Source organism: Bacillus cereus group sp. BfR-BA-01355 (assembly GCF_022663675.1).
In the GTDB taxonomy this organism is placed as follows: Bacteria; Bacillota; Bacilli; order Bacillales; family Bacillaceae_G; genus Bacillus_A; species Bacillus_A thuringiensis_S.
In genome coordinates this window covers 1-20,803 of sequence record NZ_JAKUFY010000017.1, presented here as the reverse complement: position 1 = coordinate 20,803, position 20,803 = coordinate 1, and the positions used below count along the sequence as shown (strand labels likewise).

The following is a 20,803-nucleotide window of genomic DNA, read 5'->3' as shown; positions in this document are numbered from 1 at the left end:
ATTTTATAGTGCTGCGTTTACATCTAATCTTTCTTTTATCGAATAATTCGTTTTTAACCAATGCGCAATATTTTCAATATCCGTTGAGAATATACGGTCATTTGTAATAGAAGGTACTTGCTGACGACCTTGATGGTAGAAGCTCTTCGTCACTGTACTCATGTTTTCAATACCACGATATTCTGCTGCTTGCATTGCACAAATCATCTCAATTGAAAGAACACGTCTTGCATTTTGAATAATTTGATGTGCATGGCGTGAAGCAATTGTTCCCATACTTACATGATCTTCTTGGTTAGCTGACGACGGGATTGAATCTACACTCGCTGGATGTGCTAACGTTTTATTCTCAGAAACAAGTGATGCTGCTGCATACTGCATAATCATTGCACCAGACTGAAGTCCTGGTTCTGGACTTAAAAATGGAGGTAAATCATTTAATTGCGGATTTACTAAACGCTCAATACGACGCTCCGAAATATTTGCAAGTTCCGCCATTCCTACTTTTAAGAAGTCCATCGCAAACGCAATCGGTTGACCATGGAAATTCCCGCCCGAAATTACTTTTTCTCCGCCATCAAAGATTAGCGGATTATCCGTTGCTGCATTCATTTCAATTTCTAATTTTTCTTTCACATAATTCAAAACTTGCCAAGAAGCACCGTGTACTTGCGGGATACAGCGAAGTGAATAGGCATCCTGTACACGTAGTTCTCCTTGTTTTGTTGTTAACTTACTATCATGAAGAATGTCACGAATTCTGCTTGCTACATCTACTTGCTCTTTATAACCACGTGCTTTATGAACATTTTCATCAAATGCATCAATAATGCCTTGTAACCCTTCAATTGTCATCGAAGCAATTAGTTCAGCTTGATACGCCGTTGCTTCTGCCTCTATATAAGAAAGAACTCCTTGTGCTGTCATCGCCTGCGTACCATTAATTAACGCAAGACCTTCTTTCGCTTCAAGTTCAATTGGCTCAAGCCCTTCTTCTGTAAGAGCAACCATTGCATGAACGCGTTTCCCTTTATAGAACACTTCACCTTCGCCTAATAATACGAGAGCGAGATGAGATAAAGGTGCTAAATCTCCACTTGCACCAAGTGAACCTTGTTGCGGGACAACTGGGTGAATTTTACGATTTACAAACTCAAGAAGCATATTTACAACAAGCGGTCTAACACCAGATACTCCTTTAAGCATCGTGTTCGCTCGTAAAATTAACATACCGCGTGATACTTCTTCAGGGAATGGATCGCCTATACCGCATGCATGTGACTGAATTAAATTGTGTTGAAGTGCCTTTACATCATCTTTTTGAATAAGCACATCACTGAACTTTCCAAATCCAGTTGTAATACCATAAACGACTTTTCCGTCCTCGACAATTTTCTCAACAACTTCGCGGCACTCCGCCACCTTTTGCATACTAGTTGGACAGGCTGTTACACCTTCCCCTTCAAGTAACAATCTCTTCATTTCTTCAATTGTCAATGTGTGTCCTGTTAACGTAATCATTCTTTTTTTCCTCCTTAAAAAGGCAAAAGGGGACCTTATCTTTTTAAGACAGACTTCTGTCCTAAAAAAGTAAGGCCCCCTTCTAACTAATAGACTATGGGCAAATCATATGTGATTAATTCCTAAACCAATCGCCTCATGCTCAGATCCTTTTACAGGTGCACCAATCGTTCCATATAGCGCAACAGCAACCCATTCGCCTTCTTTTTTTCCGTCGTATGGTCTACCGCGCACAATCGCAAATCGAAGTCCTACTGTACGAAGAACGTCTGCTAACTGAATTTGACCTCTCGTCACTCCGTACAATGCTTCCATAATTGCATGATAAAGTGCATGTGTTTCTCTGTAAACATCTGTTTCAATAACTTGGTTGCTCTTAGCCGCTGTTTCCATTGCTGCTACAACTTTTTGCGAATTCATCGAACCCACTTTCCCCGTACAATACTTCCAACCTTTTGGAATAGATAATACAGGGCTTTCATTCTCATCCGCAAGTGCCAACAACATGGCCATACGACCAATTCGATGTGTTCCTTGAAGAAGCATGTGACTCTCTCATTTCTTTTAATTATTTGAATATTTCTTAATTTAAGAATATATGAAAACGGTTAAATCGTCAATAGTTTAAACTCACATTCAAACATTTTTTTCATCTCCTCCATTTGTGTACACAAATGATTTACACAAATTTTTCAGACATGCTATAGTCTCACTAACAGATGCAAAGGGGCGATATTTCAATGACGAAGCGAAAAGATATTCATTTTCGAATTGAAGAAAAATTACTTGAAAGGTTTGAATCTGCACTTCAATATGAAGGTTTAAAGAAAACCGACGTATTAACACATGCGATTCAGCAATTTTGCACGAAGGTGGAATGTGAAAAAATGAATGATGTAAAACGGCAATATAGCGTCAGTAACAATTTACAAACACGTATCGATACGCATAAACATTACGAAGAAAAACAAGTGAATTTAGATGAAATCGTTATTGAACATTTACAACTTCAAGGGGAAGAAAGCATATTAGAGGTTGGGTGCGCTAGTGGAAAATTCCTTTCCCTTTTACAAACAAATGGTCATAAAGGCCCATTAACCGGGTTGGATCAATCCGAAGCTATGCTTGCTGAAGCTGCTAAGACGAATAACTTAATAGAATGGAAACGAGGGGATGCTAATAAACTTCCTTTTGAAACAAATTGTTATGACCTAATAATTGCAAGACATATGTTATACCATGTGAAAGACGTTGAAACAACAATTCAAGGATTACATAAAGTAATTCGTCCCGGTGGCTCACTTTTAGCTACAACAAATTCTAACGTTACACTACCTCGTATAGTTGAAATGTGTAACCGCATGTTAGACGCATTTGATTTACCGAAAACAACATCATCAGTCACTCCATTTTGTTTAGAAAACGGTAAAGAGATATTACAATCCGTTTTTCCAACTGTTGAAGAAACAGTTATTCATAATGCGCTCGTTTTTCATCATGCTACCCCAATAGTAAACTATATTTCTAGCATGTTTCCATCGCTAAATATACCCGATAATATGTATCTTCAAGCCGAGATGAAAGAATGGCTAACAGAAGAAATCAACAAGGAATTATCTCTCCATAACGGTATATGGCGCGATCCAAAAACGTTAGTAATTTATCGGTGTAAAAAAGAAAAAAGCTAGCATTTGCTAGCTTTTACACGTTTTCTCGTAAAAGTTTCTCCATTACTACATTGCCTTTACCACAATAAAAATTTGTATTATGTTCGTCTGCCACTCCAAAATAAGAGGCAATCACTATTCCAAATGCTACAAATGCATGCCCCTGTGCTGTAATAATATTTGAATGTTTCACAACTTCTTCATACACAAAATTTTTTACTGGAAAACAATCGAATTTTTGATAATCTATGGTCGCAGTATAAGAAATCCCCTTAAATAAGCCTGCTTTTGCTAGCGCATACGGTCCAGCGCAAATTGCCGCCACTAATTTTTCTTGTTCATGAAATTGACGAATGATTGAAAAAAGAGTTTTTGCATCTTTTAACTGTACTTCTTCTCCACCTGGAATAAGTATCCCCTCATACTCATCTACACGTACTTCACTTACTTCTATATGCGGCTGCACTTGCAACCCAGTTTCACTTATAACCAATTCCTTAGTTAAACCTACTGTAATGATGTCATATTTCTTTTTCAGCAATGCTGTAGCTACCGTTATTTCAAACTCCGCAAATGTTGGATATACGAATAAAAGTATTTTTTTCATAACGCTTTCTCCTTCAACCATCTCATAAAATATGCCTCTAATTCGTCCACTGTTAATCTATTCGTGTCCAAATAAGTTACAGGAAATTGTCTATACCAATCTTTTTCCGTTTCTACTAATTTAAATTGCTCATCAAATGTACTTCGTTTTCTTGTCCTATCGTTATTTTTTCTATCATATACATTCTTTTTCGTCACATCTAAATAAAAAATAGCATCTGAACGACATTCTCTTAATTTATATAATTCATCTTTCAATCCAGTTTCTATATCCCACTCTTTCCCTATAATCATTGGATAAAAAAGTGTATAAAATTCAATATCTTCAGGTCCACGATCAAAAATAACAACTGAATCTTTCACATTTTGAAACTCCTTTATTTTTACTTCGATAAACATTTTTTGATTTATGATAAACCCTTCTTTTGAATTCACATCCAAATTTAATTGCTTTCGCTTTTATACAATTGGATAAGGATTTTCATATATAACCGAATATCCTCTCTCTTCTAATCTTTTAGCCAATGTTGTTTTTCCGCTTGCCATCGGCCCTTGCAGTGAAATTACGTATGCCATGCCTCTCATTCCCTTACACTTTAGTACACCTATAATATACAGAAATTTGAAAACTCTCAACATTATATATATCATCTTGTTTCTTATTCTTATCTAACTTATAATGAAAAATAGAGATTATGACGGACGCATCAATAATGTAAGCTTGGAAATCCAAGCTTACATTATTTTTTGCTTTCCCTTTTCTAATAAAAAGAGTATACTAGATTGGAACGTATGTTCTTAATAATTACATACAGTAAGGAGATAGAACAATGGTATACGACACAAAAGCAATTTCTTGGAATGAATCTTTAAAACAACTTCAACGCCGCTATACAAACAAACAAGTTGACCGAAAAGAATTTGAGGATATTGAACTGATGGAATTCTTCCGCGATAACGACTACATTTCTTTACCTACACATATAAGCGGCCTATCAAAAACACGTTTTACTTCTTACTCTATTTTCACAACTGAAGATAAAGATCGTAAAGTTGGCACACTTATTATTGAGTATGTTGAAGACGATAATAATAATTTATGTGTTGAACAACTATACTTCGTTTAAACTATAACGCTTGGTCAAAATGACCAAGCGTTCTTGCTTTCTATTAATCTCACTGTATATAATATGAATAAAAGAAAACCGTAATCATTAAGGGGGGATATGCTTGCTCGAAGGATGGTTCAGTTGGTTCATTGTATTATGGACGGTTATTTTATTAGGACTTATGTCTATCGGTGGATACTTTATGTTCAGAAAATTTTTAAAACGATTACCAAAAGAAGACGGCATGTCCATTTTGGATTGGGAAGAACACTACATAAATAAAACGAGACATTTATGGGCTGACGAACAAAAACAATTGTTAGAAGAGCTTGTAAGTCCTGTTCCAGAACTATTTCGCGATGTTGCAAAATCAAAAATCGCTGGCAAAATTGGGGAACTTGCATTACAAGAAAATGCCTCTCAAATTACACAAGACTTAATTATTAAAGGATATATCATTGCCACACCAAAGCGTGATCATAAATTTTTAATTAAAAAACTACAAGAAAAAAAGATTGATTATTCTAACTATCAATCTTTACTCGCAAAGTAACTTCATATTATTTTCGATAAAAAAGACAGCGCCTTTGACGCTGTCTTTTTATTTGGTACATATACAGTTTTTAAGTTAGCTTCATATCTTTTTCATTATAAAAACCATCTTCTTTTTCCATTTCCTTCTGTAATTTCGTAAAGGAACGATACATTGCAATTCTCCATGACACAATCATCGCAAACGCAAGTAAGAAGAACATGCCACTAAGTTGTCCTAAATCAAGAGATTGGCTTAAGTATGTTTTAAATACAATCCGCACTACAAGTAATCCAATTAATATAAAAACAAAGGCTTTTGAACGCTTCAAATAAATCTCTTGTCCTCTAATTTCAAATTTAGATGTTTTAATAAGAAAAATAGAGAAAATCAAACCGACACCAATTGCTTCTAACATTTCTGCTGGAGTTAATCGAAATTCAGGAAAAACATACATCAATGCGCCCGTACTCATAAAAAATGGTGGAAGTATAATTTTTTTCAATGTTGCAGGTTTCTTAGCTGCTTTTAAACGAATAAACATCGCACCGACAGCCATACAAACAGCAACGATACTGGATAAAACAACTATGTTCATATTTTCTCATCCTTTTTTGTGGCTATATGCAAAATATACTTTCATTATATGCTTTTCCGTTAGTATTTCCAACATTTTCGCAGAATAATACTAAAAACCGGTAAAACCACCAAATAAACTTGAGAAATATACGATAATTTTCGTCATCCAGTTAAAGTATAAGAAGACACCCATAACAATCATAATATATCCTCCGATTTTCATGAAGGCCATACTATTTCTTTTAATCCAAGACATTTTCGTAATAAAGAATGACAGTACGAAAAACGGGATAGCAAATCCAAGTATGTAAGCAATCATGTAAATCATTGCAGATTCTGGGTTTGTTGCTGCTAATCCAATTACGGACACTAGAATTGGTCCGGTACATGGCGTCCATCCTGCTGCAAAGGCTAATCCAATTAGTACTGATCCAAAATAGCCACTTGGACGATTTTTAAATGTAAATTTACGGTCTTGCATTAAAAATTTCGGCTTAAACACCCCGACAATAATTAAGCCGAACACGATGATAAAGATACCACCTAACTGTCTGATTAAATCTTTATAGTCAGTAAAGATTCCTCCAATAAAACTTGTACCAAATCCAATTGCAATAAATATAATTGAAAATCCAAGTAAGAAAAACGCTGTATGTATCATACTTCTTTTGCGAAGCATTGCATTTTCTTCTTTCAATTCAGAAACCGACATACCTGTTATGTACGATAAAAATGCCGGATAAAGCGGTAAGCAACATGGGGAAATAAATGATAAGAACCCGGCGCCAAACGCTAAAAAAATACTAATATCTTGCATCATTCCACTCCTCTCCCTAAATATTGTAACAAAAACACATAAAAATACTATGAACAATTCGTGAAATCACTTTTACAACGTGGCAATAAGAAAAACCACACTTCCCCACAGTTTCTAATAAAACGTTTTCATTTCCTACTATTATAATAGAAAAAACTCAAATGGATTATGAAACTCCTTTAATTGTTATTAACATAACAAAGGTAACATAGTTTCTCAAATAATTAGCACGCTACTAGTACGCCTATTTACATATTAGTTTAAAAAATATTTTTTTCAAATGCTGTCTCTATACAATGCAAAGTTGATTTTATAATACTTCTACTATTAATAATTTCAAGATTATGCATAAATATCATACTTTTATTATTATTCTATAAAATGTCATACTTTTCTTTCATTTGACCCTTTATTTCTAATTTTGTATACTTCCCTCTAGTTATATATTTTCGATACGGAACAACTTCATATAGATGGGAGGAATTTTTCATGCTTCGTTATTCTCTTTTAGTTTTATTAGGAGCGTGTAGTTATGGAATTTTAGCTATTTTTGTTAAGCTTGCATATGCAGAAGGATTTTCACTTGGAGAAGTAATTGGCAGCCAATATTTGTTCGGTTGGATTATTTTGCTTGCTATTACACTTCTATTTTCTAGACATCGCGTTCCTTTAAAGCAAGCATTACTTTTATTCGTTGCAGGAACATCTGCAAGTTTTACCGGAATTTTTTATTATGCTTCATTAAAAACTGTACCAGCTTCTATTGCAATTATTCTTTTATTCCAATTCGTTTGGGTCGGAATTATCATTGAAGCAGTCGCAACAAAAACATTACCTTCAAGAGAAAAAGTTATTTCTGTTATTTTCTTACTTGTAGGGACATTTTTATCCAGTGGTTTACTAGAACAATCAGCAGGTGCTTTCGATACGACTGGAATCATTTTAGGTTTATTATCTGCTGTTACATTCGCAACATACATTTTCGTGAGCGGAAAAGTTGCTGTTGAAGTACCTTCATTACCGCGCGGTGTTCTCTTAATGACTGGTGCTTTAACTTTAGTCATGATTGTATTTCCACCAACATTTATTTTTAATGGTGCCATTTCTCAAGGTCTTTGGAAATACGGTTTAGGATTAGGAACATTTAGTATCGTAATTCCATCTATTGCCTTTACAATCGGGATTCCAAAAATCGGTTCTGGCTTAGCGACTATTCTTGGTGCAGCGGAACTACCGGTTACAACAATTATGTCAGTATTCGTTTTAAAAGAGGCTGTACTATCTTCACAATGGTTCGGTGTATCACTTATTTTAATCGGGATTGCAATCCCGCAAATTGCATACGCAATGCGTGGACGCGGACGTTATCGTAAACATCATACGCATAAAAAAATAGCAGCATGAACGAGAGAGGATTTTCATTTGAAAATCCTCTCTTTTATTGTTGTATACTTATAGTAAAGATTTTGCTGAAGAAAGAAGGCATACTACATGGTATCTATTTCAAATCAACTAAAAGAAAAACTTATTTCCATCCGTCGACATTTACATGAGTATCCAGAACTATCATATGAAGAGTTCGAAACAACAAAAGCAATAAAAAATTGGTTAGAAGAAAAAAACATTACTATCATTGATTCCAATTTAGAAACAGGAATTATCGCTGAAGTGTCTGGTAATAAAAACGGACCAATTGTAGCAGTTCGTGCTGATATTGATGCCCTTCCTATTCAAGAAGAAACACATTTGTCCTATGCATCTAAAGTACCAGGGAAAATGCATGCTTGTGGACACGATTTTCATACAGCTGCTATTTTAGGTACTGCTTTCTTATTAAAAGAAAGAGAATCTTCCCTAAATGGAACGGTTCGCTTCATATTCCAACCAGCTGAAGAAAGTAGTAATGGCGCTTGCAAAGTTATTAATGCTGGACATTTACGTAATGTGCAAGCGATTTTCGGCATGCATAATAAACCTGATTTATCAGTAGGTACAGTTGGCATTAAAGATGGTCCACTGATGGCCGGAGTTGATCGATTTGAAATTGAAATTCACGGAGTTGGTACACACGCGGCTGTACCAGATGCTGGCGTAGATCCTATTGTCGCATCCTCTCAAATTGTGATGGCACTGCAAACAATTGTAAGCCGAAATATAAGTTCATCTCATAATGCAGTTGTTAGTGTTACAAATATTCATGCGGGAAATACGTGGAACGTGATTCCTGAAAAAGCTACGTTAGAAGGAACTATTCGCACGTTCCAAGCTGAAACACGTGAAAAGATTCCAGCACTCATGGAGCGTATTATTCAAGGTGTGTCTGATGCATTAGGTGTAAAAACGGAATTCCGTTTTTTTTCAGGTCCTCCTGCTGTTCACAACGATAAAGCTCTTACAGACTTATCTACTCAAGTTGCCACAAAGATGAATCTTAATATCATCTCGCCTAATCCGTCAATGGCTGGAGAAGATTTTTCATTTTACCAACAGGAAATACCAGGTTCATTCGTCTTTATGGGAACGAGCGGTACACATGAATGGCATCATCCTGCTTTTACAATTAATGAAGAGGCACTGCCTATAAGTGCAGAATACTTTGCTTTACTAGCCGAAAGAGCACTTAAACAATTCTCATAAAAAAAAGCCGTTCAAAGTGCATCTCAGCACTCTGAACGGCTTTTCTAATTAAGTTAAATCGCGTTTTAAAAACACAGTATATGAAATACATAAAAATACAAACAAATAAAGTAGTAACATACATGATGCAAACGGGAATGTTACTCCATCAATAAAACTTCCATTCTTTGAAATACTATATAAATCTGTATTTGCTGGCAATAAATATTTCGCCCAGTTATATCTAGTGGCTGCTAATAACGCAATATTGCCTGATAAAGCAAGGAATAGTGAAATACCAATTGCACCTCCACTAGATCTCGTTAACACAGAAATCATAAATGCAAACGATGCATACACAACCGTTGGTAACCACGATAAAACATAATATTTACTTGCTTCTACAAAAATATTTTGTTTTATTATATTTCCATCTTGGAAAATAAACTCACTCCATGCAGGCTGTTGGAATTTATAAATAACAAGTCCACATAAAGCTGAGAAAATCATATTAAATATAAACAATAAAGCTGCAAATATAACGATTGCTAAAAACTTTGCTGTTAAAATTTTAAATCGACTCGCCGGACGGATTGTTAAAAACTTATATGTTCCCCAGCTATATTCATTCGCAAAAATTGTACTTGCATACACGAGGATAAATGGGAGCAAAATTGGAAATACGATAAAACCTGTATCTCTCATGAAAGAAAGTGGGGAACTGCTTGCCGGTGCTGTATCCGTATCTAAATGCTTCATCTTAAGCTGGTATTCTTTTACAAGCTCATCCCCTGATTTTTCTGCTAAAATAGCTTCTTTTTTCATGCCAAGCTTTTTCTCAATTTCTACAGTACGTTCTGTATAATCTACTTTCCATCCTTTTGTTTCCGGTTCAAAATACTTTACCGTAACCCACCCTAATCCGATTATTAATACTGCAATAACCGCAAATGGAATAATCGTTCGCTTCCGCTTAAATATTTTATACAGTTCGTTATATACTAAATTAAACAATATCTTTTCCCCCTGTTAATTCTAAAAATTGCTCTTCTAACGTTTTTCTTTCTTCATATACACGATACACTTGAATGTTTTTCTCAAGCAATGTACGAATAACATTTGGGATTTCTTCATCTTTTACGTTAATAATTAATTCATTATCTTTTACTAAAACATCATGCCCTAACATTTCCGCTGCTTTATTCGCATCATCTACACGTATACGGATCGTCTCCATCTCTTCACTTTGACTATGCTGAATGTTTTGCGTAGCCACATATTCCCCGTGCTGAATAATGATAACTCTGTCACACATTAATTCAACTTCTGAAAGTAAGTGACTCGATACAAGTACAGCTTTTCCTTGTTCATGTGCAATTTTTTTTATGTACATTCTCATTTCATGTATTCCACTAGGGTCTAATCCATTCGTCGGTTCATCTAGTACCAACACATCCGGATCGTGAATAAGCGCCTGAGCGATTCCTAAACGTTGTCTCATGCCAAGTGAATATGCTTTTACTTTACGATTAATTACTTGTCCCATTCCTAACAATTTCACTACTTCATCGATACGTTCTTCGGTCACATTACCATTCATTCGTCCGAAATATGTTAAATTTTCATACCCGCTCAAAAAAGGATAAAATTCGGGTGTCTCAATTACCGCCCCAATTTTCGCAGCGGTTTTTTCAAATTGCTGTTTCACAGATTGACCATCAATCCATACTTCACCTTCTGTCATACGGATCATACCAACCATCATTCTCATTAAAGTCGTTTTTCCAGCACCGTTTGGTCCGAGTAAACCGACAACCTCGCCTTTTTTCACTTCAAAACTAATATTTTGTACAAGTGTCTTTGAGCCAATTCGCTTCGTTAACCGATCGACTTTTACAATTGATTGTTCATTTGTCATTCTATACAACCTTTCCTTCCCATTCTTTGTCAGGTCTTTTCACTGTAACATGATTATTTTTATGTGTAAAATGAACACTCCCCCACTTAGCAAAGCTTGAAGTGGGGGTTTCTAACGTTTCGACCTAACGGACGATTAACGTCAGAGGAGTTAACACATTAGCGAGCTGTTTCACGCCTAACCCCTCTATCCCATTTGTCCATGCATTTGGGATTACTTTTCGTAAAATGTTAGCCGCAGCATTTACATCAGCATTAATTAAAGTTTTATTTGCTGAACGATATATGCCGCGCTCTATTCGTTTTCCTGAAAAAGTTGTATTTTGGTCATTTTCTCCATACGTTGGAATGAAGTCGTTATCCAGAAAACTTGCTTTCGATGTATATGATTCTTCAGTTACAACAACTTGAATGCCTACAGCATTTGCTTTGTATGTAATCATTTGAATCAGTAAATTGTGCGGGATATGACAAAACGATTGGTTATTTCTTTTTCCCATATTCGTTTCTTGTTTCCAACTTTTGTTTTGACCAATAACGATTTTACAAACTTCTTCTTCTTGAGCTAGTTTTACGATATGGTGACTAACTTTATGGAAGACGTCTTTTATTTTCAAGTAACGTTTTTGATGAAGTTTTTCTATCCTTTTAGAAGTAAAAGGTCCTTCATTCGTTTGTTTTCCATTTCTAAGAATGCTTGTAAAATGACTCTTCATTTTGTTGTAATATTGATTTATGCTTTTGACATGTTTGCCCTTAACAAGGACAGGTTTCATACCTGTGTTTGTTACGATGGTTGCAAGGTTATCAATCCCTAAATCAATACTCATATAACGAGCATTCTCTTCAATCATTTGTTGTTCAGAAGGAACATCAATTACCAATTCCACTACATATTCATTGTATTTTGGAATCACACGAACTTGTTTCAGTTTACCTTCAGTGAAACCTAGTTTCCCAATATTTAATTGTAATTTCGTCTTTGGAAACTTTAAAAATCTACCGTTTTTAATGATACAATCTTGGTTTGTATACAGAATCTCTTTTTCAGAAGAACGAATATACTTTGGAATCCTAGGCGTTCCAGCATATTTGTTTGGATTCTTTTTATAGTCTTTTAAACTAGCAAAAAAAGATTTCCAATTTTGGAACAAACCCTTCATGATTGATTGGCTACATTGCGTAGGCAAAGCTCGATAATCATTTTGAATCATAGCCTTAAATAGTGCATCTAGAAAGTTGTAATCTACATAAGGTTTTTCAAAATTAGGTTCTGAAAACAAATTACATGTAATCTCTTTCTGTTCTTCTTTAGGCTTTAATTTCTCTTTTTCCAATTTCTTCCGATAGGCAAGAAGTTGTGTGTCATTCATCTTATCAATATTTTTATGAATATTATCCAGAACTTCTTTTTGCAAAGGCTGCAACTCTTTTTCTTGTGTTAATCCAGTGTACACCTGGCGTATATAAAAGTTTGTGGTGTTATACATATTCTTAGCGTTATGACAACATTCTTGAAAATAAGAATACATACGATGCCCTTTTTTAATCCAAATTTGAAGAGTTTTATAGTTTGATGGATTTTCCTTTGTCATTTTATTCACCTCCTTGTTAAGGATATTATAGCAAAAAAGAACGTACGTTTCTGTTTTTCTTGAAAATAAAATATTTCTTTCGATTCACCTCACCACCTTCATTTACGTTTAGAGGTGGGAGTCCTCTCAAAAGGCATTTCAAGAAAAAGGCATGATTTCTCATGCCTTTTTCTTGAAATGCAACGAATTTTTATCTTGTAAACTTTGAACAAATCGAAAACATTGCACCATCGATAATAGAAGGATAACAATCATAATTATACTCACTACTACTATTGCATATATTGTAATTGGCGCACTATTTACTCCTTGTATCCCTGCGATTTTCATAAAGATAACCGTAAATAATTTCAAAAATAGCATCCCATTAATTAATCCGAAAACAAATGCTGCTCCATAAATGAATAATTGCTCCTGACATAATAAACATAGTACTTCTTTTCTTTTTATATTTTCTGCTACATAAGATGTAAACTCCTCTCTCCTCACTAGCAAAAGGGAGGACATCATTTTATATGTAGTAAAAATACATATGAAAATTAGTACAATAAACAGTGTGTAAAAATACATTTGAAATACAAATGTATCCCCTACTTTCAAAATAGCTCCTTCATTAAATTGTAACGATATCATAAAAAACAAAATCATAGTACTCATAGCAATCCAAATAAATTGCTTCATCCTTTTGGTAGCAAATGTTCTAATATTTTTTCTCGCTAACCGACATAAAGACATAAAATTCTTCCCCTACCTTATTACATACGCATTCTATACTACTAGTGTATAAAAATATGACATTTTAAACATCGCACTACAATCGGAATTTCTTCTAAGTCTTTAGTCCTAGAAAACGAAATGATAAAAAAATCACATTTAGAATATAATTGTAAAAAGGAGGAGATTGCATGCGTATAAAATTACTATCAATCTTGTCTTTATTATTACTCACAAGTTGTAGCCAACTAATAAACAATGAAGTTGCCACTGTTGAGCCATACAAATTAACAAAAGAGCAAGCTTCTATTTTACAAATGACTCCTTTTCAAGAAGGAAATAGCATGTTTTATAACGTTACGCTTAAAAATGATAAAGATGAAATAAATGCTACAATTGATTATTATAACAATGGTAAAAAAACAAAAGAAATTGCTTACATTGCTACCTCACATTTTCTAGAAAAGAAAATAAAACTCTCTTTCATATCGCCATACCCCTACTTTAATGAAGATGTACCAGAAAAAGGGCAATGGTATATTAATATTAATGGTGGTGCAACACTTGTTCCTGAAGAAGCGCCACCAATCGTAAATAGCTCTGCAACTACTACAATCCAATCTATAAAAAATTTAAAATACAATCAAAAAACGATTTTAGCTGCTGTAATCCAAACCAGTAAAGAAACTGTAATCGTTCCTATCATTGATGAAGAAACAGGCATTGATCTACTCTTAAAAGAAAATGAACACGTTTATCTATTTAGTATCGAGCTAAAAAAAGAACAATAAAGCGGAAATGCAACTTAAGTTGCATTTCCGCTTTATTGTTTAATAAGGTGTACTTTTATGGATCTGAATTAAATCCATTTTCTGTTACTACTATTACTCATCTTCTACTTCTATTCTTTTCTTCTCTCTTGCAATTTTTAAAAACTCTAGTAGCTCTGGATTACTATTCATTTTTTTGTAAGCCACTGACATTTCTGCAACAAAATTAGAATCATATAACTCTTTATATACAACTTCTGTTTTATATAACTTATTTGCCGACACGGGTATTACTGTAATTCCAATTCCTGCTGCTACAAGCCCCATAACTGTTTGATACTCTGTTGCTTCTTGTACAATACGCGGACTAAATCCAACTTCTCTGCAAAGAGATAAAATTGTATCATATAAAGCTGGCCATACTGGTCTCGTAATAAATACAAACGGCTCATCTCGTAAATCTTCTATATGTATTTCATCTTTCTCTGCAAGCGGATGTGCCTTTGGTAAACATAAGGTGCAAGATAACCTTTGAATTGGCTCTAATTCTAATAATTGTGTTGGAATTGGCGGACGTAAAAAGCCAATATCAATACGGTTATCATGAAGTGCATGAACTTGATCTGGTGTTGACAATTCATGTAATGCAACAGACACTCTCGGAAATTTTTTTCTATATTCCCTAACAATTGATGGTAAAATATCGTATATCGCTGCACCTACAAAACCAATTGAAAGTGATCCCACTTCTCCCCTTTGCGCACTTTGTGCAACTTCTACTGCTTTTTCAATTTGTTCAAACGCCTTTTTTACTTCTTTTAAAAACATTTCTCCTGCTTCTGTTAGTTCAACCTTTCTTTTCGTTCTTGAAAATAATGTAACTCCCATTTCTTTTTCTAATTGCTGTATTTGTTGACTAAGTGGTGGCTGTGTCATTTGTAAACGAGCAGCCGCCCGTCCAAAGTGTAACTCTTCTGCCACAACAACAAAATATTGCAAATGCCGTAATTCCATTTTTGGACACCCTTTTCACTTTCGATTAATATGTCTAATATATTAATAACATATAATTTATATATTAGACAAATATTTTGAATGAACGTATAGTAGAAATTGTTAATTCTTTTTTACAATTTTTATGTAAAAAAAGAAAGAGGTGGTTACTGTATGAAATGGTGGAAGTTAAGCGGACAAATTTTGTTACTATTTTGTTTCGCTTGGACAGGTGAATGGATTGCAAAACAGGCACACCTCTCAGTTCCAGGAAGTATAATCGGTATTTTTTTATTATTAATTTCATTAAAATTTAACCTAGTTAAAAAAGAATGGATACAGGACGGAGCAGATTTTTTATTAAAAGAACTTATTTTATTTTTCATCCCTTCTGCAGTCGCTGTCATACGTTACAGAGATACACTAACACAATATGGAATCGATCTCATTTTAATTATTATGATTAGCACTCTTTGCGTTACCTTAGTTACAGGACTTTTAACAGAATTGCTACTAAAGCGGAAAGGATCAACGCAATGATCGGATTTCTTTGTTTACTATTAACACTATTCACATATTGGCTATCAAAAAAAATGTATCAACGTTGGAATTGGAGTCTACTTTCTCCTCTTCTCGTCTGTCCCATTATTTTAATTGCTTTATTGCTCGGATTAGATACACCTTATGAAACATATGAATCTGGTGGTCACTGGTTAACTGAATTATTAAAGCCCGCAACAGTTGCTTTTGCATGGCCAATCTATAAATACTTTGATTTATTAAAGAAACATGGAATGGCTATCTTACTTAATGTCATTGTCGGTTCGTTTTTATCAGTCATTACTTCAGCACTACTAGCAAATTATTTTCAAATTGATTCATCACTAGAACATAGTTTAGCGCCACATATCGTAACAACACCAATCGCAATGGCTATTTCAGAAATGATTGGTGGTATGTCACAATTAACTGCTGTATTTGTCGTTTTAACTGCCTTAACAGGAGCATTGCTCGGTCCTTCTCTCATACGTATTTGCCGTATTAAAACAGCAATCGCAAAAGGTATTATGTTAGGAACGAGCGCAAATGGAACCGGTACATCAAAAGCATTCGAAATCGGTCCTGTGGAAGGAACAATTGCAAGTTTATCTATGCTTTTAACAGCAGGCGCTAGTTTAGTTATCGTTCCGCTTTTCTTGTCTTGGATACATTAAAGAAGCAAGTATTTACATACTTGCTTCTTTATCTATATATTGGCACAGCAATTCATAATCCTCTGGAAAAGCTAAACACAATTGTTCAACTTCATGTATCCCTTTCCAAGCAATTTCATGTATTAACTCATCAGGATCTTGGATTTTCATATTACCGCCTATTTGTTTAACAAAATAATAATGGACATACACTGGAACACCGTATGTAATACCCTCTTTTTCATATATTTTATTTACAACTTCCACATTGTAACCTGTTTCTTCCCAAACTTCCCTGATACAACATTCTTCTAGTGTCTCTCCCTTTTCAAGTCCTCCACTTGGGACAGACCACCTTTTTTCTTCTCCCTCTTTGCCCTGCAATACCATTAAAACTTCATTTTTTTCATTTACACATACCGCTGCACTACCTATCCATCTCTCCATAAACATCCCTCCCCTACTAAAATTCGCCTTCTTTATTATTTTCCCCTTGAAAAAAAGAGGAAAATAATAAAACAATGACGAAAAGTTACATCAACTTCATAGACAATCCCTTCTTAGAAATTAAAACTGGAAGGATGAAAATATGATTTCTAATTATGTTGTGGAATGTGTCTTTTGTGAAGAAAATCGAAAACCTCGCCAAGCTATTGTCACAGTTCCCGCCACTACTCAGCTACTAGCCCTTGAAAAAGTGCGCGCGGAATGCAAACGTCGCTTCGGAAAAACTGTATTATTGCAAACAGAAATTAAAGAAGAAATAATTTTCGAACAAAAAGAAAGCTGACCATAAATTGGTCAGCTTTCATATCCGATCATATTTTCACATGAAGATTAGGGGCATCCTCTTTAAGGATCGGGATTTTCCCATTATGTACGTTCCATAATGGTCATCGAACAATATATTTCTATGCAATTAACTATTGAATAGAATAGGGCAAAACTTGTTCGCATTTTTAGAAAAGGGATAGGGATATAATTCAAGTAGTACTTCGAATACTCGAACTTTACACTCATAATATTAAAACAAATCCTTTTATATGGGAAATATGAATTACCTATATAATTCATTCGTAAAATATATTAATAGTTTGCTATATTAATTTTATCCCGCTATTTGTAAGCAGTAACCCCCTACTGATTATAATTTCACTTTATTCCATCAATAGCATACAACCAGCTAAAACCGGTGTCATAATCATCGAAAACCTCAAAAGCGTTCGCGGTGCATAATTTGTAAACTTCGCGCCAATGTATGCCCCTAACATGGTCCCAATCAATACTTGTAATAACAATATATAATCTAAATATCCTTCCGAACTATATCCTATCCCGCCTCCAATTGCAATCGGTAATATAACAAGCATTGTTGTCCCTACAGATTGCTGAATCGTAAGTCCCAATAGAACCATTAATCCAAGTTGAATAAACGGTGCAGAACCAATCCCAAATGAACCAGCCATCATTCCAGTAACTAATCCAAGGCATACACATTTCAACAAGTAGTTCACGGAAAACTCTTTATGTTTATATAAAGACGACTTTTCTTTGTTTTGGAACATAATTAATTTAATAAACATAAAAATTGCCGATAAAAATAACATCCCAGCTGTAAACCAATGAAGAAGATGTGCTGGTATAAGTGAACCAAATTTAGAACCAATATAAGAGCCAATTGCGCCAAATCCCCCAACAATCCCGCCTATAATAAGTGCAACATTGCCTTCACGGTAATGACTTACAACACCTGATAATGTCGTAAATGCCATTGCAGTTAAAGATGTTGCAAGAGCAACATGAATAGGAATTTGGAATACTAAAGTGAGTATCGCGATAATAAATCCAGCTCCTCCAGCTCCAACAAATCCTAATAAAATACCCATTACTAACATTGTTATAATAATTGCCACAGACTTTCCCTCCAGTAACACAATTATCCATCATATTTATCCTTACATACAAATAAAAAGCATCCTAGACGGATGCTTTTTATTTCAATGATATGTACTTAATCTTGATTAATCAAAATAACTGCTGGACCAGCGACCACCACTCCAGCTACTTCTATCTTTTCAAATTCCTTTACTGTAATAGAGATAACTCCTTCTCTTTCCATCAATTCTTTACTCAGGACATCAGTCGGGATTGCTTTCACCGTCTTACCTCCTTTTCATTTATACAATATGATAAAATGAAACTTTAATCAGTGGGGGGTTTTTCCGTACTTATTAATTATTACCCCTCACCAATCGGACTAATAATCACCCAATGCATCTATATATATGCATCACCTCCGCTTTCATTCCTTATTCCACTCAAAAACCTTCTCCCCCTTCCGTGACATATTGAAAAATAAAAAAGAAGCTATAACATATAGCTTCCCTCTACATTTCTTTAATCTTTATGCACCGTATATTCCATGACTTTTCCATCTCTATCAAATTGGAAAACAAGCTGTTCGCTATCTATTGGAATAAAGCCACGTTCAGTCCCAAGATAATACAAAGTGATAACTCCTTCTTCCCCACTTCTCGTGTCCGTTGAAGCTCCTAACAATTGTGTAATTTCTTCATTTGATTTCCCTATTAATTTATATTTTTGTAATAGATCATCTACCATATGTATCCGTTTCTCTGCATGATTTAACCATCTATTTTGATTAAACTTTGACGTATATTCATTTACACTTAGTTGTACAGTGCATACTATTAATGGTATGAGTGCTACTATTAAAACCCCAGACATTTGCTTCTTTTCTTCATTACGATTTTTAGAAGCATATAAAATAACCCTTTGAACCATGACTAATAAAACAAATGGTATGAATACTACAAAAATGCTCCTTACACTTAAGGGCATATGGATCATATCGATGACGAATATAAATAGAATGTACATTACTATATACAAACAAAAATAGACATACAAAATGCCACGTAGCATAGCGCTCAGAAAGATCCCCCCTTTTAACTCACTATATAATTCATCCTGCTAATCATTTCTCGAATCTGTTCTAATTCTTGCACTGTATATACTATTTTCCCTGCTAAGATTTCATTTCTGAAGAACGTTACAATTTGCTCCCGATCTTTTAATCTAGGTGTTTCCTCACTAGAAAGATCTATTATTTCTTTTCCATTTTCATTATAAAAATATACAACTGGTTTTACCTTTTCTTTTATACTATTAGTCTGCATTTCTTTCAAACAATTGTATAAAATTTGAGATAGTTTCTTCGCCTTATATACTGGATTCCCTTCATTTTTCACTTGTATAGTTGACGAATCTTTACCTACTATATATTCAAATGTCTCTTCTTTTTCAACTTCTTGTTGATACTTACCCATTTCATCAATCATAAATGAATATATACCAGCATTTTCTTTCGTTAAACCATGAACTAATTTCTCTTCCCATTCTTTCGTCTCAAGTAGATAAATACCAGTTTTGCACAAGATGAGATGATGGATTCGATTATCGTTTATTTCACTATTATTTTTAATAAAAACATTCGGCATGATTTGAATTTCAGCATCTAATATGATGCCTTGCTCTATGAATCCTCGCTTCATATAATGTAATGTTTCGTACGTATTCATTTCAGCGCCGTTTTTAGTATATTCTCGTAAATTTGCAATTAATTTTTGAAACATATGTATTTCATTATTATGTTTATTTTGTATTTCACTACGTTCTTTACTATGCTGCACAGCTAATTGATTTTTCATCATACGCATATTTTCAATTTCTCTATTTGCACTTACTTGTAAATCATTGTATTTTTTCTGTTCCATATTTTTCAAATTATTTTGTTGTTCTGTATGCTCTATCACTGTAGCTGCAATTTCATTTTTATACGTTTCAATCGCTTGTTTCTTTTCAAATTCTACTTGCTGACTCTCTGATTCTAACTGTTTATTTTTATAAAACAGCACAAATACTACAGCTAATAATATTAAAACCGCACCTATTAGCACATAATTCATATTTTTACCCCTTTATTTCATTTTCGATTATTTTTTATAAATATATCTACTATAGTATACTATGGTTTCGATACAGACTTTGTAAAAGTTGTATATTTTTAATAAAAGGCACCTCTGACGGGGCACCTTTTATTTTCACTCTATTGTACACCATACTGAATATAACTTGGATCGTAGTATATCCA

At 34.2% G+C, this 20,803-nt stretch carries 24 protein-coding genes and 1 pseudogene; 9 read left to right on the top strand and 16 right to left on the bottom strand.

Annotated elements, in window-relative coordinates:
• Window positions 1–3: 3 nt before the first annotated feature.
• On the bottom strand, window positions 4–1,521 hold the full coding sequence (gene hutH, locus MR167_RS08105; protein WP_000631844.1) for a histidine ammonia-lyase: 1,518 nt from the start codon (window positions 1,519–1,521) through the stop codon (window positions 4–6).
• 105 nt (window positions 1,522–1,626) lie between these two features.
• Complete coding sequence (gene hutP / locus MR167_RS08100) at window positions 1,627–2,067, bottom strand: hut operon transcriptional regulator HutP (RefSeq protein ID WP_000926515.1); 441 nt, start codon at window positions 2,065–2,067, stop codon at window positions 1,627–1,629.
• A 194-nt stretch (window positions 2,068–2,261) separates the two neighbouring features.
• On the opposite strand from hutP, the gene MR167_RS08095 reads away from it, so the two are divergent.
• The gene (locus tag MR167_RS08095) at window positions 2,262–3,209 is read left to right on the top strand and encodes a class I SAM-dependent methyltransferase (RefSeq protein ID WP_242314346.1); all 948 of its coding nucleotides are present in this window, start codon (window positions 2,262–2,264) and stop codon (window positions 3,207–3,209) included.
• Window positions 3,210–3,222: 13 nt separating this feature from the next.
• Here the strand turns inward: MR167_RS08095 and MR167_RS08090 are convergent, their stop codons facing one another.
• Both MR167_RS08090 and MR167_RS08085 read right to left on the bottom strand, forming a co-directional pair.
• Window positions 3,223–3,795, bottom strand: coding sequence for a DJ-1/PfpI family protein (locus MR167_RS08090; RefSeq protein WP_000722190.1), 573 nt, complete (start codon window positions 3,793–3,795; stop codon window positions 3,223–3,225).
• Window positions 3,792–4,370: pseudogene (locus MR167_RS08085) on the bottom strand (AAA family ATPase). The gene MR167_RS08090 and the pseudogene MR167_RS08085 overlap by 4 nt, the downstream one beginning before the upstream one ends.
• Window positions 4,371–4,624: 254 nt before the next feature.
• On the opposite strand from MR167_RS08085, the gene MR167_RS08080 reads away from it, so the two are divergent.
• Window positions 4,625–4,921 carry a hypothetical protein gene (locus tag MR167_RS08080; RefSeq protein ID WP_000262400.1) on the top strand — a complete coding sequence of 99 codons (297 nt, stop codon included), beginning with the start codon at window positions 4,625–4,627 and terminating at the stop codon, window positions 4,919–4,921.
• 103 nt (window positions 4,922–5,024) lie between these two features.
• Window positions 5,025–5,456 carry a DUF2621 domain-containing protein gene (locus tag MR167_RS08075; protein WP_000889371.1) on the top strand — a complete coding sequence of 144 codons (432 nt, stop codon included), beginning with the start codon at window positions 5,025–5,027 and terminating at the stop codon, window positions 5,454–5,456.
• A 70-nt stretch (window positions 5,457–5,526) separates the two neighbouring features.
• Here MR167_RS08075 and MR167_RS08070 read toward each other — a convergent pair whose 3' ends face one another.
• Together MR167_RS08070 and ccdA are read right to left on the bottom strand one after the other, a co-directional pair.
• Entirely contained in the window at window positions 5,527–6,033 is a 507-nt protein-coding gene (locus MR167_RS08070) for a CcdC family protein (RefSeq protein ID WP_001028640.1), read from the bottom strand.
• A gap of 90 nt (window positions 6,034–6,123) precedes the next feature.
• Entirely contained in the window at window positions 6,124–6,831 is a 708-nt protein-coding gene (gene ccdA / locus MR167_RS08065) for a cytochrome c-type biogenesis protein CcdA (RefSeq protein WP_001152674.1), read from the bottom strand.
• A gap of 489 nt (window positions 6,832–7,320) precedes the next feature.
• On the opposite strand from ccdA, the gene MR167_RS08060 reads away from it, so the two are divergent.
• Together MR167_RS08060 and MR167_RS08055 are read left to right on the top strand one after the other, a co-directional pair.
• Window positions 7,321–8,235: an EamA family transporter gene (locus MR167_RS08060; protein WP_000947042.1), complete on the top strand. Its 915-nt coding sequence runs from the start codon at window positions 7,321–7,323 to the stop codon at window positions 8,233–8,235.
• Window positions 8,236–8,322: 87 nt separating this feature from the next.
• Window positions 8,323–9,468 carry a M20 peptidase aminoacylase family protein gene (locus MR167_RS08055; RefSeq protein WP_242314344.1) on the top strand — a complete coding sequence of 382 codons (1,146 nt, stop codon included), beginning with the start codon at window positions 8,323–8,325 and terminating at the stop codon, window positions 9,466–9,468.
• Window positions 9,469–9,516: 48 nt separating this feature from the next.
• Here the strand turns inward: MR167_RS08055 and MR167_RS08050 are convergent, their stop codons facing one another.
• The 4 genes from MR167_RS08050 to MR167_RS08035 form a co-directional block, all read right to left on the bottom strand.
• Window positions 9,517–10,461: an ABC transporter permease gene (locus tag MR167_RS08050; protein WP_000482759.1), complete on the bottom strand. Its 945-nt coding sequence runs from the start codon at window positions 10,459–10,461 to the stop codon at window positions 9,517–9,519.
• Window positions 10,454–11,365 carry an ABC transporter ATP-binding protein gene (locus MR167_RS08045; RefSeq protein ID WP_000180626.1) on the bottom strand — a complete coding sequence of 304 codons (912 nt, stop codon included), beginning with the start codon at window positions 11,363–11,365 and terminating at the stop codon, window positions 10,454–10,456. Before MR167_RS08045 ends, MR167_RS08050 begins: the two co-directional genes overlap by 8 nt.
• A 124-nt stretch (window positions 11,366–11,489) precedes the next feature.
• Window positions 11,490–12,959, bottom strand: coding sequence for an RNA-guided endonuclease InsQ/TnpB family protein (locus MR167_RS08040; RefSeq protein WP_000159708.1), 1,470 nt, complete (start codon window positions 12,957–12,959; stop codon window positions 11,490–11,492).
• Between the two features lie 159 nt (window positions 12,960–13,118).
• Window positions 13,119–13,694 carry an ABC transporter permease gene (locus MR167_RS08035; protein WP_127725910.1) on the bottom strand — a complete coding sequence of 192 codons (576 nt, stop codon included), beginning with the start codon at window positions 13,692–13,694 and terminating at the stop codon, window positions 13,119–13,121.
• Between the two features lie 170 nt (window positions 13,695–13,864).
• Between MR167_RS08035 and MR167_RS08030 the strand changes: the two genes are divergently transcribed.
• Window positions 13,865–14,464, top strand: a complete 600-nt coding sequence (locus MR167_RS08030; protein WP_001220625.1) for a hypothetical protein — start codon at window positions 13,865–13,867, stop codon at window positions 14,462–14,464.
• A 93-nt stretch (window positions 14,465–14,557) separates the two neighbouring features.
• Here the strand turns inward: MR167_RS08030 and alsR are convergent, their stop codons facing one another.
• Window positions 14,558–15,457 (bottom strand): acetoin biosynthesis transcriptional regulator AlsR, encoded by a 900-nt coding sequence (gene alsR / locus MR167_RS08025; protein WP_000423234.1) that lies wholly within the window; start codon window positions 15,455–15,457, stop codon window positions 14,558–14,560.
• A 153-nt stretch (window positions 15,458–15,610) separates the two neighbouring features.
• Between alsR and MR167_RS08020 the strand changes: the two genes are divergently transcribed.
• A complete protein-coding gene (locus tag MR167_RS08020; protein ID WP_242314342.1) occupies window positions 15,611–15,976 on the top strand; it encodes a CidA/LrgA family holin-like protein in 366 nt (121 codons plus the stop codon).
• Complete coding sequence (locus tag MR167_RS08015) at window positions 15,973–16,650, top strand: LrgB family protein (protein WP_000578965.1); 678 nt, start codon at window positions 15,973–15,975, stop codon at window positions 16,648–16,650. Before MR167_RS08020 ends, MR167_RS08015 begins: the two co-directional genes overlap by 4 nt.
• 12 nt (window positions 16,651–16,662) lie before the next feature.
• Here MR167_RS08015 and MR167_RS08010 read toward each other — a convergent pair whose 3' ends face one another.
• Window positions 16,663–17,076, bottom strand: coding sequence for an NUDIX hydrolase (locus MR167_RS08010; protein WP_000442975.1), 414 nt, complete (start codon window positions 17,074–17,076; stop codon window positions 16,663–16,665).
• Window positions 17,077–17,218: 142 nt separating this feature from the next.
• On the opposite strand from MR167_RS08010, the gene MR167_RS08005 reads away from it, so the two are divergent.
• Window positions 17,219–17,419: a DUF3903 domain-containing protein gene (locus tag MR167_RS08005; RefSeq protein WP_000625226.1), complete on the top strand. Its 201-nt coding sequence runs from the start codon at window positions 17,219–17,221 to the stop codon at window positions 17,417–17,419.
• Between the two features lie 367 nt (window positions 17,420–17,786).
• Here MR167_RS08005 and MR167_RS08000 read toward each other — a convergent pair whose 3' ends face one another.
• From MR167_RS08000 to MR167_RS07985, 4 genes are all read right to left on the bottom strand, one after another.
• Window positions 17,787–18,542 (bottom strand): sulfite exporter TauE/SafE family protein, encoded by a 756-nt coding sequence (locus tag MR167_RS08000; protein WP_000974667.1) that lies wholly within the window; start codon window positions 18,540–18,542, stop codon window positions 17,787–17,789.
• Window positions 18,543–18,640: 98 nt separating this feature from the next.
• Window positions 18,641–18,787 (bottom strand): BC1881 family protein, encoded by a 147-nt coding sequence (locus MR167_RS07995; RefSeq protein WP_000644411.1) that lies wholly within the window; start codon window positions 18,785–18,787, stop codon window positions 18,641–18,643.
• A 239-nt stretch (window positions 18,788–19,026) separates the two neighbouring features.
• The gene (locus MR167_RS07990; protein WP_000943748.1) at window positions 19,027–19,575 is read right to left on the bottom strand and encodes a hypothetical protein; all 549 of its coding nucleotides are present in this window, start codon (window positions 19,573–19,575) and stop codon (window positions 19,027–19,029) included.
• A gap of 23 nt (window positions 19,576–19,598) precedes the next feature.
• A complete protein-coding gene (locus MR167_RS07985; RefSeq protein ID WP_001110282.1) occupies window positions 19,599–20,618 on the bottom strand; it encodes an NERD domain-containing protein in 1,020 nt (339 codons plus the stop codon).
• Between the last annotated feature and the right edge of the window lie 185 nt (window positions 20,619–20,803).

Coding starts and splice junctions, on each gene's coding strand:
- hutH (WP_000631844.1), bottom strand. CDS start 1,521: ATGATTACGTTAACAGGACACACATTGACAATTGAAGAAATGAAGAGA.
- hutP (WP_000926515.1), bottom strand. CDS start 2,067: ATGCTTCTTCAAGGAACACATCGAATTGGTCGTATGGCCATGTTGTTG.
- MR167_RS08095 (WP_242314346.1), top strand. CDS start 2,262: ATGACGAAGCGAAAAGATATTCATTTTCGAATTGAAGAAAAATTACTT.
- MR167_RS08090 (WP_000722190.1), bottom strand. CDS start 3,795: ATGAAAAAAATACTTTTATTCGTATATCCAACATTTGCGGAGTTTGAA.
- MR167_RS08080 (WP_000262400.1), top strand. CDS start 4,625: ATGGTATACGACACAAAAGCAATTTCTTGGAATGAATCTTTAAAACAA.
- MR167_RS08070 (WP_001028640.1), bottom strand. CDS start 6,033: ATGAACATAGTTGTTTTATCCAGTATCGTTGCTGTTTGTATGGCTGTC.
- ccdA (WP_001152674.1), bottom strand. CDS start 6,831: ATGCAAGATATTAGTATTTTTTTAGCGTTTGGCGCCGGGTTCTTATCA.
- MR167_RS08060 (WP_000947042.1), top strand. CDS start 7,321: ATGCTTCGTTATTCTCTTTTAGTTTTATTAGGAGCGTGTAGTTATGGA.
- MR167_RS08055 (WP_242314344.1), top strand. CDS start 8,323: ATGGTATCTATTTCAAATCAACTAAAAGAAAAACTTATTTCCATCCGT.
- MR167_RS08045 (WP_000180626.1), bottom strand. CDS start 11,365: ATGACAAATGAACAATCAATTGTAAAAGTCGATCGGTTAACGAAGCGA.
- MR167_RS08040 (WP_000159708.1), bottom strand. CDS start 12,959: ATGACAAAGGAAAATCCATCAAACTATAAAACTCTTCAAATTTGGATT.
- MR167_RS08035 (WP_127725910.1), bottom strand. CDS start 13,694: ATGTCTTTATGTCGGTTAGCGAGAAAAAATATTAGAACATTTGCTACC.
- MR167_RS08030 (WP_001220625.1), top strand. CDS start 13,865: ATGCGTATAAAATTACTATCAATCTTGTCTTTATTATTACTCACAAGT.
- alsR (WP_000423234.1), bottom strand. CDS start 15,457: ATGGAATTACGGCATTTGCAATATTTTGTTGTTGTGGCAGAAGAGTTA.
- MR167_RS08020 (WP_242314342.1), top strand. CDS start 15,611: ATGAAATGGTGGAAGTTAAGCGGACAAATTTTGTTACTATTTTGTTTC.
- MR167_RS08015 (WP_000578965.1), top strand. CDS start 15,973: ATGATCGGATTTCTTTGTTTACTATTAACACTATTCACATATTGGCTA.
- MR167_RS08010 (WP_000442975.1), bottom strand. CDS start 17,076: ATGGAGAGATGGATAGGTAGTGCAGCGGTATGTGTAAATGAAAAAAAT.
- MR167_RS08005 (WP_000625226.1), top strand. CDS start 17,219: ATGATTTCTAATTATGTTGTGGAATGTGTCTTTTGTGAAGAAAATCGA.
- MR167_RS07990 (WP_000943748.1), bottom strand. CDS start 19,575: ATGCTACGTGGCATTTTGTATGTCTATTTTTGTTTGTATATAGTAATG.
- MR167_RS07985 (WP_001110282.1), bottom strand. CDS start 20,618: ATGAATTATGTGCTAATAGGTGCGGTTTTAATATTATTAGCTGTAGTA.